The organism is Curtobacterium sp. UNCCL20 (assembly GCF_900101675.1).
In the GTDB taxonomy this organism is placed as follows: Bacteria; Actinomycetota; Actinomycetes; order Actinomycetales; family Microbacteriaceae; genus Curtobacterium.
Map to the genome: position 1 here is coordinate 154,390 of NZ_FNKG01000001.1, position 15,782 is coordinate 170,171.

The 15,782-nt window shown below is 70.7% G+C and carries 11 protein-coding genes; 1 reads left to right on the top strand and 10 read right to left on the bottom strand.

All coding sequences use genetic code 11. The annotated features are described in order from the left end of the window. Window positions 1-2 precede the first annotated feature (2 nt). Window positions 3-1,145, bottom strand: coding sequence for an ABC transporter substrate-binding protein (locus BLT36_RS00775; RefSeq protein WP_092091078.1), 1,143 nt, complete (start codon window positions 1,143-1,145; stop codon window positions 3-5). Window positions 1,146-1,444: 299 nt separating this feature from the next. On the opposite strand from BLT36_RS00775, the gene BLT36_RS00780 reads away from it, so the two are divergent. Next, complete coding sequence (locus BLT36_RS00780) at window positions 1,445-1,882, top strand: YdeI/OmpD-associated family protein (protein ID WP_092091080.1); 438 nt, start codon at window positions 1,445-1,447, stop codon at window positions 1,880-1,882. 116 nt (window positions 1,883-1,998) lie between these two features. Here BLT36_RS00780 and BLT36_RS00785 read toward each other — a convergent pair whose 3' ends face one another. The 9 genes from BLT36_RS00785 to BLT36_RS00825 all read right to left on the bottom strand — a co-directional run bounded on the left by BLT36_RS00785 (window position 1,999) and on the right by BLT36_RS00825 (window position 15,622). Then, on the bottom strand, window positions 1,999-2,862 hold the full coding sequence (locus BLT36_RS00785) for an NAD(P)H-hydrate dehydratase (RefSeq protein ID WP_092091081.1): 864 nt from the start codon (window positions 2,860-2,862) through the stop codon (window positions 1,999-2,001). Further along, a complete protein-coding gene (locus BLT36_RS00790; RefSeq protein ID WP_092091083.1) occupies window positions 2,852-3,592 on the bottom strand; it encodes a histidine phosphatase family protein in 741 nt (246 codons plus the stop codon). The genes BLT36_RS00785 and BLT36_RS00790 overlap by 11 nt, the downstream gene beginning before the upstream one ends. Before the next feature lie 63 nt (window positions 3,593-3,655). Next, window positions 3,656-4,621, bottom strand: coding sequence for a hypothetical protein (locus BLT36_RS00795; protein WP_139166303.1), 966 nt, complete (start codon window positions 4,619-4,621; stop codon window positions 3,656-3,658). Window positions 4,622-4,925: 304 nt separating this feature from the next. Next, window positions 4,926-8,033 carry an alpha-mannosidase gene (locus BLT36_RS00800; protein ID WP_092091087.1) on the bottom strand — a complete coding sequence of 1,036 codons (3,108 nt, stop codon included), beginning with the start codon at window positions 8,031-8,033 and terminating at the stop codon, window positions 4,926-4,928. 129 nt (window positions 8,034-8,162) lie between these two features. Next, entirely contained in the window at window positions 8,163-9,062 is a 900-nt protein-coding gene (locus BLT36_RS00805) for a carbohydrate ABC transporter permease (protein WP_175529429.1), read from the bottom strand. Continuing rightward, complete coding sequence (locus BLT36_RS00810; protein WP_254787479.1) at window positions 9,062-9,925, bottom strand: carbohydrate ABC transporter permease; 864 nt, start codon at window positions 9,923-9,925, stop codon at window positions 9,062-9,064. Before BLT36_RS00810 ends, BLT36_RS00805 begins: the two co-directional genes overlap by 1 nt. Window positions 9,926-10,152: 227 nt before the next feature. Beyond that, a complete protein-coding gene (locus BLT36_RS00815) occupies window positions 10,153-11,508 on the bottom strand; it encodes an extracellular solute-binding protein (RefSeq protein WP_092091091.1) in 1,356 nt (451 codons plus the stop codon). 598 nt (window positions 11,509-12,106) lie between these two features. Beyond that, window positions 12,107-12,967 carry a PhzF family phenazine biosynthesis protein gene (locus tag BLT36_RS00820; protein ID WP_175529430.1) on the bottom strand — a complete coding sequence of 287 codons (861 nt, stop codon included), beginning with the start codon at window positions 12,965-12,967 and terminating at the stop codon, window positions 12,107-12,109. A gap of 246 nt (window positions 12,968-13,213) precedes the next feature. Beyond that, the gene (locus BLT36_RS00825) at window positions 13,214-15,622 is read right to left on the bottom strand and encodes a lamin tail domain-containing protein (protein ID WP_092091093.1); all 2,409 of its coding nucleotides are present in this window, start codon (window positions 15,620-15,622) and stop codon (window positions 13,214-13,216) included. Window positions 15,623-15,782 lie beyond the last annotated feature (160 nt).

Genomic DNA, 15,782 nt, shown 5'->3' on the forward strand with positions numbered 1-15,782 from the left:
GCTCAGGAGCCCATCGTCTGGGACCACTTGGCCGACAGGACCTTGGCGGCCGCGGCGACCTGCTCGTCGCTCAGCTCGACGTAGTCCTTCGGCGCGCCACCGGCGGCGTCGAGGGCGTCCTGGTCGACCTTGCCCGACTTCTCCATCGCGGAGAGGGTGGCGGGGAAGGCGCCGGCCTGCAGGTAGAGGTTCTGCGCCTCCGGGCTGGCGATGTACTCCTGCCACAGGCGAGCGGCCGCGGGGTGCGGGGCGTCCTTGTTGATGGCCTGCGAGTAGTACGAGCCGAGCGCCTGCCCCTCGGGGACGACGGTCTTCCAGTTCTTGTTGCCGGACGCGCCGGCAGCCGGGCCCCATGCGAGGTTGTTGTACGACCACTGGATCACGACCGGGGTCTCACCCGAGGCGACCGTGGCCTGCGTGGGCAGCACGTTCTGGAAGTTGCCGGCCTGCTTGAGCTTGCCGAAGTAGTCGACGCCCTTGGTGATGTCGTCCGCGGAGCCGCCGTTCTCGAGCGCCGCGAGGTAGACCGCGGACGCCGCCTGGTTCGCCTGGGTCGGGTCACCGGCGATGGAGACCTTGCCCTTGTACTCGGAGTCGAGCAGGTCGTTCAGGTCCTTCGGGGCGTCCTTCACCTTCGTGGAGTCGTACCCGATGGACATCAGGCCCGTGTAGTCGCGGGTCCACGCACCGTCCTTCTCCTTGAGGTCCGTCGGGATGTCGTCCCAGTTCGCGACCTTGTAGTCCGTCAGCAGGCCGAGGTTCTGCTGCAGCACCGCGTTGCCGAGGTCGAGCACGTCCGGAGCCGTCGACTGGCCCTTCTGCGACTTCACCGCAGCGACCTCGTCGGCGCTCGAGCCGTTCGGGTTCGCCGAGTTGATCGTGATGCCGTACTTCTTCTTGAAGCCGTCGATGATCTTGCCGTAGTTGGCCCACGACGGCGGCAGCGCGATCACGTTGAGCTGTCCCTCCGCCTTGGCGGCCTTCACGAGGGCGTCCATCCCGCCGGAGGACTCGGCGCTGGTGGCGGTCTTCCAGTCGGTGTCGTCCTTGGTCGTGCTGGCCGAGCTCGTGGCGGAGCATCCGGCGAGGGTGACGATCGCGGCGGCGGCGAGGGCGATGCCGGCCAGGGTGCGCTTGTGCTGCACTGGGTGTGCCTTTCGGGTGCGGGGGTTCGTGCGGGGGTCGTGCCGCCCGGGGTCCGGGTTCTGGATGATCGTGGACTCGGCCGGTTTCCGGCATCTGCTCGGGTGGTGAACGCTGGCGGAACAGCGGGTGCGGCTGTACGGTTTGCTCGCTCTTGCTGGTTGCTCTTGCTGTTCCGCTGTTCTGCTGTTCTGCTGTTCTGCTGTTTCGCTGGTTGCTCTTGCTGTTCTGCTGTTTCGCTGTTTTGCTGTCTTGCTCACGGTGGGCGCGTGGTCGCGTCCGGATCGGCCTGGAGGCACGGATGCAGTTCACGACGACGGTCCTGCAAGCACGGAAGACGGCGACCGGATTGCCCGTCCCGCCGTCCGTCATCGAGGCGCTCGGCTCCGGGAAGCGGCCCGCCGTGGTCGTCACCGTCAACGGTGGCCACACCTACCGGTCCACCGTCGGCGTCATGAACGAGCAGTTCCTCGTGCCGCTGTCGGCCGAGAACCGCGAGGCCGCCGGGGTCGCCGCCGGGGACTCCGTCGAGGTATCGCTCGAGGTCGACACGCTGCCGCGCTCCGTCGACGTCCCCGAGGACCTGTCCGCAGCACTGCAGGAGGCGGGGGTCCGGGCGGCGTTCGACACGCTGTCGAACTCGCGGCAGCGGGCGCTCGTGGACCCGGTGTCGCAGGCGAAGGCGCCGGAGACCCGGGCCCGGCGCATCGAGAAGGCCGTGGAGTCGCTGCGCGGCTGACCCTCGCCGCCGCTTGCCCTGGTGCCCGGCCGATCCGGGCGTGCCGGGTCGATTGGGGCGTACCCGGTCGGGACTTCCGGGTCAGTACGCCCGTTTCCACCAGGTACTGCGGGCGGTCACGCCCCGAGTTCGACGAGCACCCGGGGGATCTCCGTCACGAGCTCACTCGCCAGGTACCCGAGCGGCCCGACCTGCACCGCCAGTCGATCTCCGGCGGCGGCGTGCACGTACGACGCCCACGCCACTGCCTGCGCCGGTTCCGCCCCGCGTGCCAGCAGCCCGGTGACCGCGCCCGAGAGCACGTCCCCGCTCCCGCTGGTCCCGAGTCCGCCCGACCCGGTGCCCTTCAACCAGCCCCGCCCGCGCGGAGTCGCGATGGCGTCCCCGAGCGCGACGACGGCACCGAAGCGCTGCGCGATGGCCACCGCGTCGGCCATCGTGTCATCGCCGCACTCCCGGCCGAGCAACCGCTCCGCTTCGCCGCTGTTCGGGGTCATGACGAGGCGGCCGCGCAGCGGCTCGAGCCGATCGCGCACGTCACCGGCGACACCGAGCGCGAAGGCGTCGAGCACCACGATGGTCTGCTCCCCGACCACGTCGGCGAGTCCGGCGACGAGGTCGCGCGTGCCGTCCGGCTCGTCCAGTCCTGGGCCGACCAGCACGGCGTCCGCGGTCGAGGCCGACCCGGCGATCCCCTCGATCGCGCCGAGCGCGACGTGCCCGTCCTGGTCTTCGTCGAGCGGCTCGACCCCGGACTCGGGGACGGCGACGGCGACCTCGTTCGCGACGCTCCGGCCGACCGCGAGGGTCAGCCGTCCGGCCCCGACTCGCAGCGCGGCGAACGCCGAGAGGATCGCCGCGCCGGGGGTCCGAGCGGCGCCCCCGACGACGAGCACCTGCCCGCGCCCGTACTTGCCGGCTCCGACTTCGGGGAGCGGCCAGTCGCGGAGGAAGTTCGGGGTGATCGCTTCATCGGACATGTTCGTCGTCCTTCCGGCCGGTGTGTTCGGTGACCTCGTCGTCGTCCAGGTGTCCGACGGCGGAGAACTCGTCCAACTCCCACGGCGACGCGGCCGTGCTCCGACGGAGTCGGGTGAGCGACGCGTTGGCGACGGCGTGGGTCCGCGCGAACTCCATCAGCGCAGGCTCGTCGAGGTCCAGACAGACGGCGACCGTCAGCATCACGACGGCGTCGTGTGCGACGACGAGGAGCCGCTCCGGACCGTCGAGCCGGTCGACGTCGACGAGCACCGACCGGAGCCGGAGCATCACGTCGGCCCAGGACTCCCCGCCCGCCGGCCGGTGGTAGTACTTGCCGAGCCACTGCCGGCGGCGTTCCTCGTCGGGGTAGCGGCTCCGGACGCCGTGCAGGGTCAGGAGGTCGAGGACGCCGAGTTCACGGTCCCGCAGCCGTTCGTCGACGCGCTTCGGCGGCTCCGCGAGGCCGCCCGCGTCGAGCGCGACCGCGATGGTCTGCTGCGCGCGCAAGTACGGCGAGACCCAGAGTGTGACGGGCACGTCGTCGAGCCCCCGGTCGGCGAGCTCCTGGCCGAGCGACCGTGACTGCTCCACGCCGAGCGGGCTGAGCGGGACGTCGGCGTCCCGGAAGTCGACGTCGATGTGGTCCGCTCCGGCAGCCTCGGCCCGGGCAGCGGCGACGTTCGCGACCGATTCACCGTGGCGGACGAGCCAGATCTCCTGCACTGCCATGCCGTCACGCTATCCAGGGAGTGCTGAGCCGTCTCACCGCGAGCAACGCGACTTCGCAGCCGGTCACGCCGCCACACCCCGCGCGCTCCGGAGCGGACGCACGGCACACGCGAGCCCTGCTGCCCGGAGACGCCGGGTCAGGCGATCGAGGTCCCAGAGATCCCGCCATTCCAGACGAACGATCGTCCGCACACCCGGGACCGCGAGGAGGCGCTCGTGGCGGCGCTTCTCATCGATGACGACATCGGTGACGGAGCGGCCGTTCCGGTACCGCGCTTGTTCGTACTTCGCCCGACCGTCGACCTCGATGACGACGCCTTGCTCGGGAAACCAGAAGTCGACTTCGTACCGGTGCCCCTCGACCGCGAAGGCCTGTTGCAGGAAGGGTGCCGGGAGTCCCAACTCACGGAACACGACCCGTGCGAACGACTCAGCCGGGGAGCCAGCGCGCCCGTCGGCGAACTCGATCGCCCGCAAGGCGGTGGCGCGTCCCCGGTGATGCAGGGAACCGCCGAGCGCTTGCACCAGTTGGCGTTTGGTCACTCCTCGTCGGACGGCCGCATCCGCCACGAGGACGGCCGAACGGACGTCGCCGCCGAGCGCGATGTCCGCGACCGTCCGGGTGAGGGAAGTGAAACGAACGTCCCCGTGCCGGACCACCTCGACGGCCGCAACGGGTCGGGTGTGCAGGACGAGCGAGCTGGTACCTGCGCGGTACTGCGACTTCGGCACGGTGAGGTGGACGTCTTCCGGCCACGCTTCGAGCCAGGGAAGCCCGTGGACGGCGACGGCGGAGACGTGCGACCCGACTGCCGAGGTGCTGCGTCGGCCGAGCCGCGCGAACACCCGCGTGACGTACTGCTGCCGTGGACCGGCTGCGTCCCAGTCGGCTCCGCGCACGAACGCGTTCGGACCGACGCGGACGAGTCGGTCGGGCCCGTCGCCGGCGGCTCGCCGCCGCATCGCTGCGCCCGATCGTCCAGCATCGCGCATCGGGCTCGCACGGTAGATCTCAAGAGGCGTTTCCATGTCGCCAGCGTGCCGAACCAGCCGCCCTTCGCAGTGACGAACGACGATGACTGTTGACGGGCCTCCAGACTGAAGCCCCTGTGGAGGACGAAGCATCCTGCCCATCGCACGCGCAGTAGAAGGCGCAATCGCGCGTCGTGAGCAGGAAGAACCTGCTTCCTACGCGCGATTCAACTTCCTACGCGCGATTCAGCCTCCTACGCGCGAAACGGCAGCGCCCCCCCCCCGCCCGCGAAGCACGACGCCGGACGGAACGCACCCGTGTCCCGTCCGGCGCCGCGGTCTCCCCGGCGGGCCCGCTGCCTCAGGCCCGCCGCACCCGCAGTGTCACGATCTCGAAGGGCCGGAGGGTGAGCACGACCGGCTCCCCCGCCTCCCACGAGTCCCCGACCGGGCGCTCCAGCAGGTCGACCGCTTCGACCGAGGCGACGTCGAACCCGAAGTCGACGCCGACGTCGGTCGCTCGACCGCCGGAGGCTTCGTACAGCCGGACGACCACGTCCCCGGAGCGGTCCTCGGCGAGCTTCAGCGCCTCGACGAACACCTGCGGCGACGACACCGTGACGAGCGGCTCGACCGTGGACGACCCGGCCACCGTGCGCACCGGCAGGTTCAGCCGGTACCCGGAGTCCGCCGCGTCCAGCACCGAGGAGCCGACGCGCAGCACCGTCCGGAACACGTGGTGTCCCTGGTCGGCGTTCGGGTCCGGGAACGTCGGTGCCCGCAGGAGCGACTCGCGCACGAGCGTCGTCGTCCCGCCGTCGGCACGGGTGGTCCGGGTGATGTCGTGCCCGTACGTGGAGTCGTTCGCGACGGCGACGCCGAAGCCCGGCTCGGCGACGTGCACCCAGCGGTGGGCGCTGGTCTCGAAGCGGGCGATGTCCCACGAGGTGTTCTGGTGGGTCGGCCGGTCGATGTGCCCGAACTGGATCTCGCTCGATGCCGATGCGGCTCGGACGTCGAGGGGGAAGGCGAGCTTCAGGAGCTTCTGGTGCTCGTGCCAGTCGACCTCGGTGACGATGGTCAGCTCGGACTGCCCGGCGACGGCCGAGTAGCGCGTGGTGATCGACGACGAGCCGAAGGGCCGCACGACGACGAGTTCGTCACCGGACACGTCGACGGACGACGCCGACAGCACGGTGCCGCTGCGCTGGTACGCGCGGTCGATGTCCCACGCCTCCCACTGGTTCGGGGTGTCGCGGAACACGGTGTACTCGGCGGCGGCGGCTCCCGGCGCGACGGCGTCGCGTCCGGTCGCGTGGTCGACGAGGGACACGACGTGGCCGGATGCGTCGACGGTCGCGGTGACGACGCCGGTGTCGAACACGAAGTGGTCGCCGTTCCGGACGGGAGGCACGGGTCGGGCCGCGTCGACGGGCGCACCACCCAGCCCGCTCACGCCGTCCGCGGTGACCGGGGAGGCGTTGAAGCGGACGACGGTGCCGACCGTGGCGCTGCCGCCGAGTGCGTCCGACGACGGGGCGTCCAGCACGGAGCTGCCGCCGGCGAGGGACGTCGACGACGCGCCGACCCCGGCGAGCGCCGCAGCGCCACCGTTCGCGAGCGCGGTCGTCGCGTTGCCGATGAGCCCTTCGAGCACCTCGGCGACCTTCGCGTAGTTCTCCTCGGCGACCTCGTAGACCCAGGCGATCGAGGAGCCGGGCAGGATGTCGTGGAACTGCTGCAGGAGGACGGTGTGCCAGGCTTCCTCGAGCTCCTCGTACGGGTAGTCGAGGCCGAGCCGGACGGCGGCGGTGGCGGCCCAGAGCTCGGCTTCGCGGAGGAGGTGCTCGGAGCGCCGGTTGCCCTGTTTTGTGCGGATCTGGGACGTGTAGGTGCCGCGGTGGAACTCGAGGTACATCTCGCCGGACCACACGGCGGGCGTGGGGAGTGCCTGCTCGAGCTCCTCGAAGACCTGCGCGGGGGTGCCGAGGTCGACCCGGGGCGAGCCGTCGAGGTCGTGCTGGCGTCGGGCGGCCGCGACCATCTCACGGGTGGGTCCGCCGCCGCCGTCACCGAAGCCGTAGAGCAGCATCGAGGTGTTCGCGACGCCGCGCTCCTTGTTGCCCCGTTCGCCGCGGTGCAGGTCGGCGGGCGACACGTCCGAGTTGTAGGTGTCCGCCGGGGGCAAGTGGGTGAGGACCCGGGAGCCGTCGATGCCCTCCCAGTGGAAAGAGGTGTGCGGGATGACGTTCGTCTCGTTCCACGAGGGCTTCTGCGTGACGAACCACTTCGAGCCCGCGGCGCGGACGATCTGGGGCAGGGCGCCCGAGTAGCCGAACGAGTCGGGGAGCCAGGCCTCGGGGGTGTCGATGCCGAACTCCTCGAGGAAGAGGCGCTTGCCGGCGACGAACTGGCGGGCGAGCGCCTCGCCGCCGGGCAGGTTCGTGTCGGACTCGACCCACATGCCGCCGACGGGGATCCAGCGGCCCTCGGCGACGCGCTCCTTGATGCGTGCCCAGATCGACGGGTAGCCGTCACGGATCCAGGCGTACTGCTGCGCGGACGAGCACGCGAAGGTGAAGTCCGGGTCCTGGTCCATCAGGTCGAGGACGTTCGAGAACGTGCGGGCGCACTTCCGGATGGTCTCCCGGACGGGCCAGAGCCACGCCGAGTCGATGTGGGCGTGGCCGACGGCGATCGCGCGGTGGGCTGCAGCGCTGGCGGGGACGGCGAGGACCGGGGCGAGGACCTCGCGCGCGGCCGCGGCGGTGCCGGCGACGTCGTCCGGGTCGACCGCGTCGGCAGCGCGTTCGAGCACGCGGAGGATGTCCGCACCGCGGGTGCCGTCGGTGGGCAGTTCGGCCATCAGGCCGCGCAGCACCCAGAAGTCCTGCTGCAGCTCCCAGACGGTGTCGTCGCGCTCGACGATCTCCAGCGCGCGCAGCTTGTAGATCGGCTTCGAGCCCGCGGTCGACTTCGACCCGAGCGGGGTGGCGCCCTGGAAGTGGTCGCCCCCGATGTCCGGGTTGGCCGCGGCCTCGACCCAGACCTCGAACGAGCCACCGGGGCCGACCTCGATCGGCAGTGTGTCGTTGCGCGGCTCGATGCCCTTGATCGTCGAACCGTCCGCACGCCAGGCGAGCCCCTCGGCCTGGAACCCGGGCTGCCGCTTCGTGAAGCCCAGGTCGACGCGCAGCTCGACGGTGGTGCCCGGCGCGGTCCCGAAGTCCTCCGGCACCGTCCCACGGACGCGGAACCACGTGGTGCCCCAGGGCTTTCCACCCCAGGACCCGCCGACCGCGAACGGCTCGTAGTCGGCGCCCTTCGCGACGTCGAACGGGACGGGCTCGTCGGGGACCTGCCAAGCGTCGATCGTCACCGGGGCGCTCCGGCGGTGGACCGCCGGGTCGATCCGGTCCCGGACGAGTCGGGCGATCCGGGCTTCGACGAGTGGTTCGTCGTGGTGCATGGAAGTGGTTCCTTTCGGTTCGCGGGACACCGGTGTTCGCGGGTCGAACCGCGTCATGTGCGTGCGCGTCGCACGAACACCGGTGTTGTGCGGAGGAGGACGCGGGGTGCGGAGGAGGACGGGCCGGCGTCAGCCCTTGATGCCACCGGCGAGGGCGTTGCCGCCGCCGAGGCCGCGGGACACGATCACGTAGAGGGCGATGACGGGCACGGAGTAGAGGATCGAGAACGCGGCGAGCTGCCCGTACGCGACCGCTCCGTACTGCCCGAAGAAGTTGAAGATGCTCACCGCGGCGGGCACCTTGTCGGGCGAGAGCAGCAGGACGAAGGGGACGAAGAAGTTCCCCCACGCCTGGATGAACACGAAGATGAACACCACGGCGATGCCCGGGCGCATCAGCGGCACGACGATGCGCGTCAGCGTGGTCATCATCGAGGCGCCGTCGGTCCAGGCCGCTTCCTCGAGGGAGATCGGGACCGAGTCCATGAAGTTCTTCGCCATCCAGATCGCCATCGGCAGCGACGTCGCGGCGAGGAAGAAGATGCAGCCCCACACGTTGTCGATGAGGTTGAGCGACACGAACAGCGCGTAGACGGGCACCATCATCGCGGTGATCGGCAGGCCGGTGCCGAACAGGATCCCGTACAGGAACGGCTTGTTGACGCGCATCTTGTAGCGGGACAGCGGGTAGGCGGCCAGCAGGGCGAAGACCACGGTGACGAGCGCCGTGCCGCCGGAGATGAGCAGGCTGTTCGCGAGCGGGATGAACGCCAGGTCCGGCGTGAGCACCTTGGTGAAGTTGTCGAGCGTGAAGTGGCTCGGCATCTTCACGGACAGCGATGCGTCCGAGTCGACCGAGGCGAGCACGAGCCACAGCAGCGGCACCGCGAAGCACAGCGCGATGATGCCGAGCACGATGTTCGACACCCACCGCATGGTCCGCCCGCGTGGGGAGGTCATGTGCAGGGCGCCGGGTGCGGTCACCGAACGGGTGGCGTTCGACACGGGACGGTCAGCAGTGAGTGCCATCAGTCCACCTCCGGCTTCAGTGCCTTGATGTAGATGATCGAGAAGACGGCGCCGACGATGAGCAGGATCGTGGCGATCGCCGTCCCGAAGCCGAGCTGCGAGAACTTGAACGCCTCCTGGTACGCCAGGATCGGCAGGGTCGACGAGTTCGTGCCCGGGCCGCCGGCCGTCATCACGTAGATGAGCGTGAACACCGACAGTGTCTGCAGCGTGGTCAGCATGAGGTTCGTCGAGATCGAGCGGCGGATGACCGGCAGCGTGATGTAGACGAGCCGCTGCCAGCCCTGGGCGCCGTCGACCTCGGCCGACTCGGTGATCTCCTCGGGGACCTCCTGCACGGCGGCGGAGTACACGAGCATCGAGAAGGCGGTGCCGCGCCAGATGTTCGCCAGGATGACGGCGAGCATCGGGTACGTGTAGAGCCAGTTCGGCCCGCTGATGCCGATCGACGCGAGCATCTCGTTGAGCGTGCCCTTGTCGTTGAAGAACGCGTACGCGGCGAACGACGCCACGATCTCCGGCAGCACCCAGGCGGCGACGACGAACGTGCCGACGATGCTGCGCATCACCTTGTTCGCGCTCCGCATGAGGAGGGCGAGCCCGAGTCCGAGGACGTTCTGGCCGACCACGGCGGATGCGATGAGGAAGACGATCGTCAGGATGACGGACTTCGGGAAGTCCGGGTCCTGGAAGAGCTCGACGTAGTTCTTCAGGCCGACGAACTGCTGGTTCGCGGCGCCGGCGCCGGTGAGGGCGGAGTTGGTGAACGACCCGTAGAACGACGAGATGACGGGGCCGAGCAGGAAGATGACGAGGAGGACGACGGCGGGGAGGAGCGGGACCGCTCGTCCCGCGTTCCGCAGCGGCCTCCGCTTGCGCGGGACCGGCGGGTCGGTGCGCTTGGGCGCACCGGGCGCCGACAGCGTCGGCGCGAGGGGGGTGCTGGACACGGTGGATGCCTTCCGGGTGCGGAGGGGGTTCCGAAGGTGGGTGGAGTCGGACGGGAGGCGCGGGGCGAGGACGACCCGCGCCTCCCGTCCGTCAGGTGGTGACCATCAGGTCACTCGTGACCGTCAGGGCACCGGTTCCGTCAACCGGAGACGGTGTTCTTCTTCCCGACCACTCCGGTGACGGAGGAGTCGTAGGCGGCTGCCGCCTGTTTCGGGGTCTGCTGCCCGGTCATCACGGACTCCATCGCGACCTGGATGGCGTTCGAGACCTGGGAGTAGTCACTCGTGGCGGGGCGGAAGTTGGTGTGTTCCACCAGCCCGGAGAAGAACTTGAACGTCGGGTTCGAGGCGTCGTACGTGGGGTCCTCGGCGACGTCCTTGCGGACCGCGATCTGGCTGTTCTCGATGTCGTACTTCAGCGACCCCTTCTGGTTGAGGAAGGTCGAGATGAAGTCGAACGCGGCCTGCGGGTTCTTCGAGTTCTTGCCGACCGCGAGCGTCCAGCCACCGGACATCGAGTTGTAGCCCGGGTCCTGGCCGTTCTGCGTCGGCATCGGCGCCTGACCCATGACCTTGTTCCAGTCAGCCCAGGGGGCGGTACCGGACTTCAGCCACGTGCCGGACTGCCACGACCCATCGAGGTCGATCGCGAGCTGTCCCTTGGGGAGCCAGGTCTGCGCGATCGTCGTGCCGACGTTCGTGTCGAGCGCCTGCTGCGGTGTCGGGCCGAGGCCACCCTGGTAGACGTCCTTCACGAACTGCAGCGAGTCCTGGAACTGCTTCGAACCCGTGACCCACTTCTTGTCCTTGTAGAGCGTGTTGCCGGAGCCGTCCGCCCCGTACAGGAGCATCTCGAAGCCCTGCATCGTGGAGGCCTCACCCTGGGGCTTGCCCGAGTAGAGGTTGAACGGGATGACGCCCGGGTCCTTCTCCTTGATGGTCTTCGCGGCGGCGAGCACGTCGTCCCACGTCTTCGGCTGCCACGGGACCGGCAGGCCGACCTTCTTGAAGATGTCCTTGTTGTACCAGAGGGCCCGGGTGTCGGTGCCCATCGGGATGCCGTAGGTCTTCCCGTCGACGCCTTCACCGGCCTGCTTGGCGTTGTCGTAGAACTGGCTCCAGTCCTTCCACTTCGCCGTGTACTTGTCGAGCGGGAGGAGGTAGCCGGCCTGCGCGTCGGCCTTGATGAGGAAGGTGTCCTCGTACATGACGTCCGGGGCGGTGGCCGGCGCCTTGTTCATCAGCGCGAGCTTCGTGTAGTAGTCGTTCTCCTGCGCCTGGATCGGCACGAGTTCGACCTTCTTGCCCGGGTTCTCCTTCTCGTACTCCTTCTTGACGACCTTCATCTGGGCGTCGAGTTGCTGGAAGGCACCGAACTTCTGGTACGCGATCTTGATCGTGTCGCTCGAGGCGGACCCCGAGCTCGAGCAGCCAGCCAGACCGACCGCGGCGACGGCCACGGCTGCGAGTCCGGCGATGATGCGGGTGCGTTTCATCGGTGCTCCTTTGCACGGGTGAGGACCGCGGGCTTCGTCGCCCGCGCGCACACTTAGTCCAGCGTATGGACTTAATGCTGTCAAGAAGATCTTCGTGACGGTTGGTCACAGTTCGTGAACCGGTCAGGCGCGTCGGGCGCGGTGGTGGCGGTCGTGGCGGTGGCGGTGGCGGTGGTCGTGGCGGTGGTGGCCGTGGTGGCGGGCGCGGTGGTGGCGACGAGCCGTCGGACGGGAGGCACGGTGCCAGCCCGCCACGAGCCTCCAGTGCGCACCGTGCGCGCGTCGCGCAACGCAGCACCGTGCGCGGGTCGTCAGCCCGTGCGCGGTTGTCGACCCCGTGCGCGCTTCTGGCGCCGCACCGGACCATCAACCCGGCACGGCCTGACGAACGCGGCACCGTGCGCGGCCGCTGCGCCGCGCAGCCCAGCCCGGCATGGCGAACGCGGCACGGTGCGCACGTCGTCAGCCCGTGCGCGGTTGTCGACCCCGTGCGCGCTTCTGGCGCCGCACCGGACCATCAACCCGGCACGGCATGGCGAACGCGGCACGGTGCGCGGCCGCCGCGCCGCGGCGCCGCGCAGCCCGGTGCGGTGCGTGCTCAGACGGCGGGCAAGCCCGCGATCGGCGTCGCGCCGCCCGTGACCGTGATCCCGCCGGACGCCGGCACGTCGACGAGCAGCACGCTCGGCCGCCCGACGTGGCGCCCCTGTCGGATGACGACGCGGTCTCCGGGCGATACCGCTCCGACCTCGCGCAGGTACGCCCCGGTCGACGCAGCGGCCGAACCGGTGGCAGGGTCCTCGGTGAGGCGGCCCACCGGGAACAGGTTGCGTGCCTCGTACTCGAGCTCCCCGGTCCGGTGCAGCACGGTGACGGTGCCGGTCCACCCCGCCTCGACCATGAGCTCGGCGAGGGTCTCGGGCGCGAAGCGGAACTGGTGGAAGCGTTCCTCGTCGCGCAGGACGAGCACGGGGTGCCAGTTGCCCGCGAAGGACTCCCGCACCGGGAACCCCTCGGCGATGTCGTCCGGGACCATGCCGAGCAGTGCGAACAGCCGGTCGCGGAAGCCCGGGTCGATCGCCCGGGAGTCCGGTTCGACACTCGTCATCGCGACCTGGACGCTGCCGTCCGGCGCGGCCGTCGCTTCGAGTGCGACGTCGCCCGCAGCCGTCGTGAAGACCCTGCGCCCGAGTCCCTCGCGCTCCGCCAGGACAACGGCCGTCGCGATCGTGGCGTGGCCGCAGAAGGGCACCTCGGCCGCGGGCGAGAAGTAGCGCACGTGCGGACCGGTGGGGGTCCGCCCGACGACGAACGCGGTCTCGGGGTACGCGACCCGCCGGGCGATCGCGAGCATCTCGTCGGCGCTCAGCGAGGCTGCGTCGAGCACGATGCCCGCGGGGTTCCCGCCCCCGGGCTCGGCGGCGAAGGCGGTGTACCGGAGGATCTCGATGCTCACCATCCGACCGTAACGCGGCCGCGTGCCCGCTCGCGCGGGCCGATCCCGGCCGCGTGGCCCGCTCGTGGCCGGCTCCGCGAGGTGCCCGCCCGACGGCCTGGAGGCGCGGGACGGGCTGGCACCGCGCCTCCAGGCCGTCCGCTGGTCACCTGGCGGCGGCGCCGAGCCCGTGGCCGGCTCCGACACGACTCGTTGCGACATCGTCGATGTCGTCCGACAGCGACGATGTCGCCCCGAGTCCGCGCCCGGCTACTCGACCACGCGACCCACTCGACGGCGCCGCACCACGAGCACGCCGATGCCCGCCGCAAGCAGCAGCAGCGCCGCGGCGATGCCCGCGCTGAGGTCCGCGCCCGTGAACGCGAGCGCTCCCGTCACCGGGTCGATCGTGATCGTCGTCCAGCCGAGGATCGTGCCGTCCGCGGCGGTGACCACGAGGCGGTGCTCACCGGCCGGGGCGTCCGTCGGGATCCGCACGGACACGCTGCCGTCGGCAGCGACCGTGACCGTTCCCAGCAGGGTCGGCGTCGAGAACATCCACACGTCCACCCGCTCGCCGGCGTGCTCGGTGCCCACCGTGATCGTGACCGTCTCGCCCGGACGAGCCGACGCCGGTGCCGAGACGCTGCCGCGGTTCGCGTCCGTCAGCGCGGACTCCGACGGTGCGACGGGTGCCGTGTCGACGACCGGTGCCGGCGCGGACGGCGTCGGGGTCGGCGTGGTCCCACCGCCACCCGGCGTCGGCGTGGTCCCACCGCCACCCGGCGTCGGCGTCGGAGTCGGCGTGGACCCACCGCCACCCGGGGTCGGCGTGGTCCCACCGTCGTCCGTGCACGGGTACGTCCCCGTGCGGAGCGAGAACCCGTCCGTGTCGTTGTCGTCGGCGTAGAAGGTGGCACGCTCCCCGTCCGCGCAGACTCCGGAGATCGCGAAGCCCTCGTTGGCGAGCGTGCGGTCGGCCTTCGACGGCGCCTCGTACACGGTCGCAGCGGTGAACGACCCCTTCGTCACCTCGAACAGGGCGGTGCGGCCGGAGCACGCGTCGTCGCAGACCACCCAGAGCGCGTCGAGCGTCGGGTCGAACTGCACGTCCGCGACGACGCTGAACGGTGTCGCGATGGTGGCGACCCGCTGGAACGAGCCGTCGTCCATCAGGGCGTAGGCGTACACGCTCGCGGCCCCCTCGACCCCGACGAAGAACAGGCCGTCACCGTGCCCGGCGTAGGTCGACGGCGAGTACGCGGCACCCGTGTGCGCGTCGGTGAAGCCGTGCGCGGTGAGCCAGGAGTCCGGGATCCAGGTGATGCCCTCGAGGCCGGCGTTCGCACCGAGCCCCGGGAAGTCCGCGGCGAGGTTCCACTCGTCCGTGGCGTTCAGCGTCCGCTCGGACCCGTCGGTGGTGGCGTAGCGCAGGACCGCAGGGCGGCTCGACTTCGAGACGTCGTTGTCACGCTCAGTGGAGACGTAGACGGCGCCGGGGTCGTCGGCGGTGACCGTCACCCCCTCGGCGTCGGGCGTACCCGAGCCGTCGGCGTAGCGGAGGTCGACGCCCGCGGCGTTCGACGGCGTCCAGCCGCCCTTCCCGTCCGACACGATGCGGTAGAGCAGCCCGTCGCCGTTCTGCACGGCCCACAGCTGGCCGTCCGCCGAGGCCCGCGACGTCGTCCAGTCGATGCCGCTCAGGTCGCCCGTGAACGTGTCCTCGTCGTCGAGCACGGTCTCGTCCGGTCCGCCGGGCCAGGCCTCGGCGGTGACGACGCCGGCGAACCGGTTCGCGGCACCCTTCGTCGGCGAGGCGGTCTCGGCGAAGGCCCCGGTGCCGTCCGGGTTCCGGCCGTACGTCGTCGCGGCGTGCGCCGTCCACGAGTACGAGTCGACGAGCTGCCCGTGTGCGTCGAAGAGCCGTGCCGAGTCCGCCTTGCCGAGGCCGAACCCGAAGGAGGCCTCGTCGATCACCGTGAAACCGCCGGCAGCGAGCGTGGTGCCGGCCGGGATCGTGTACGCGTGGTCGGCGGTGTCCTCGCTGTCGCGGAACACGTACCCGCCGAGGTCGACCGTCCTCGTGCCGGTGTTCGTCAGCTCCACCCAGTCCCCCGGGTCGCCGTCCTGCGACTCGACCTCGTTGATGCGGACCGGCGAGGAGCAGTCGTTCGCCGTGCCCTTCGTCGAGGCGGTGGTGTCGACGAGCGCGCCGGTGCCGTCCGGGCAGCGTCCCCACGTCACGGCGGCGTGGGCAGTCCAGGCGTAGCGGAGAACGAGGGCGCCCGAGGGGTCGTACACGCGGACGGTGTCGGCACTGCCGAGCCCGAAGTCGAAGCCCGGAGCCGTGGTGGTCAGCTCGTTCACGACGAAGTACCCGCCTGCGGCGACCGTGGACCCCTGGGGCAGGACGTACGGGTCGTGGGTGCTGTCGCTGTCGAGCACCGCGTACCCGCTGAGGTCGATCGACGCCCCCGAGGTGTTCTTGAGTTCGAACCAGTCGTGGTCGTCGCCGTTCGTCTCGACCTCGTTGACGACGAGGCCGTTCGCGGCGGCCGCGCCGACGGTCGGGTCGTCATCGCCGACGGCGGCGGAGGCGGGCGTCGTCGTCAGGACGCCGGCGGCGACGACGAGGCCGGCCGCGATGGTGGCGCCGAGGCGCAGGGCACGGGGGTGCATGCAGGGTCTCTCTCGTTCGGGGGACCTGCACGACTGTTCAGCATCCGGGCGTCCGGACGGTGGCGGCGGGGTGAACGACGGGTGTCGCCGGACGACGGCCGGGAGGCACGGCTCGGGTCCGTCACGCGGGTAGCTGCCCGATGGCGGTCGCCGCCACGGC

Coding starts and splice junctions, on each gene's coding strand:
- BLT36_RS00785 (WP_092091081.1), bottom strand. CDS start 2,862: ATGTCCGATGAAGCGATCACCCCGAACTTCCTCCGCGACTGGCCGCTC.
- BLT36_RS00815 (WP_092091091.1), bottom strand. CDS start 11,508: ATGAAACGCACCCGCATCATCGCCGGACTCGCAGCCGTGGCCGTCGCC.
- BLT36_RS00820 (WP_175529430.1), bottom strand. CDS start 12,967: ATGGTGAGCATCGAGATCCTCCGGTACACCGCCTTCGCCGCCGAGCCC.
- BLT36_RS00795 (WP_139166303.1), bottom strand. CDS start 4,621: ATGGAAACGCCTCTTGAGATCTACCGTGCGAGCCCGATGCGCGATGCT.
- BLT36_RS00790 (WP_092091083.1), bottom strand. CDS start 3,592: ATGGCAGTGCAGGAGATCTGGCTCGTCCGCCACGGTGAATCGGTCGCG.
- BLT36_RS00805 (WP_175529429.1), bottom strand. CDS start 9,062: ATGGCACTCACTGCTGACCGTCCCGTGTCGAACGCCACCCGTTCGGTG.
- BLT36_RS00800 (WP_092091087.1), bottom strand. CDS start 8,033: ATGCACCACGACGAACCACTCGTCGAAGCCCGGATCGCCCGACTCGTC.
- BLT36_RS00780 (WP_092091080.1), top strand. CDS start 1,445: ATGCAGTTCACGACGACGGTCCTGCAAGCACGGAAGACGGCGACCGGA.
- BLT36_RS00825 (WP_092091093.1), bottom strand. CDS start 15,622: ATGCACCCCCGTGCCCTGCGCCTCGGCGCCACCATCGCGGCCGGCCTC.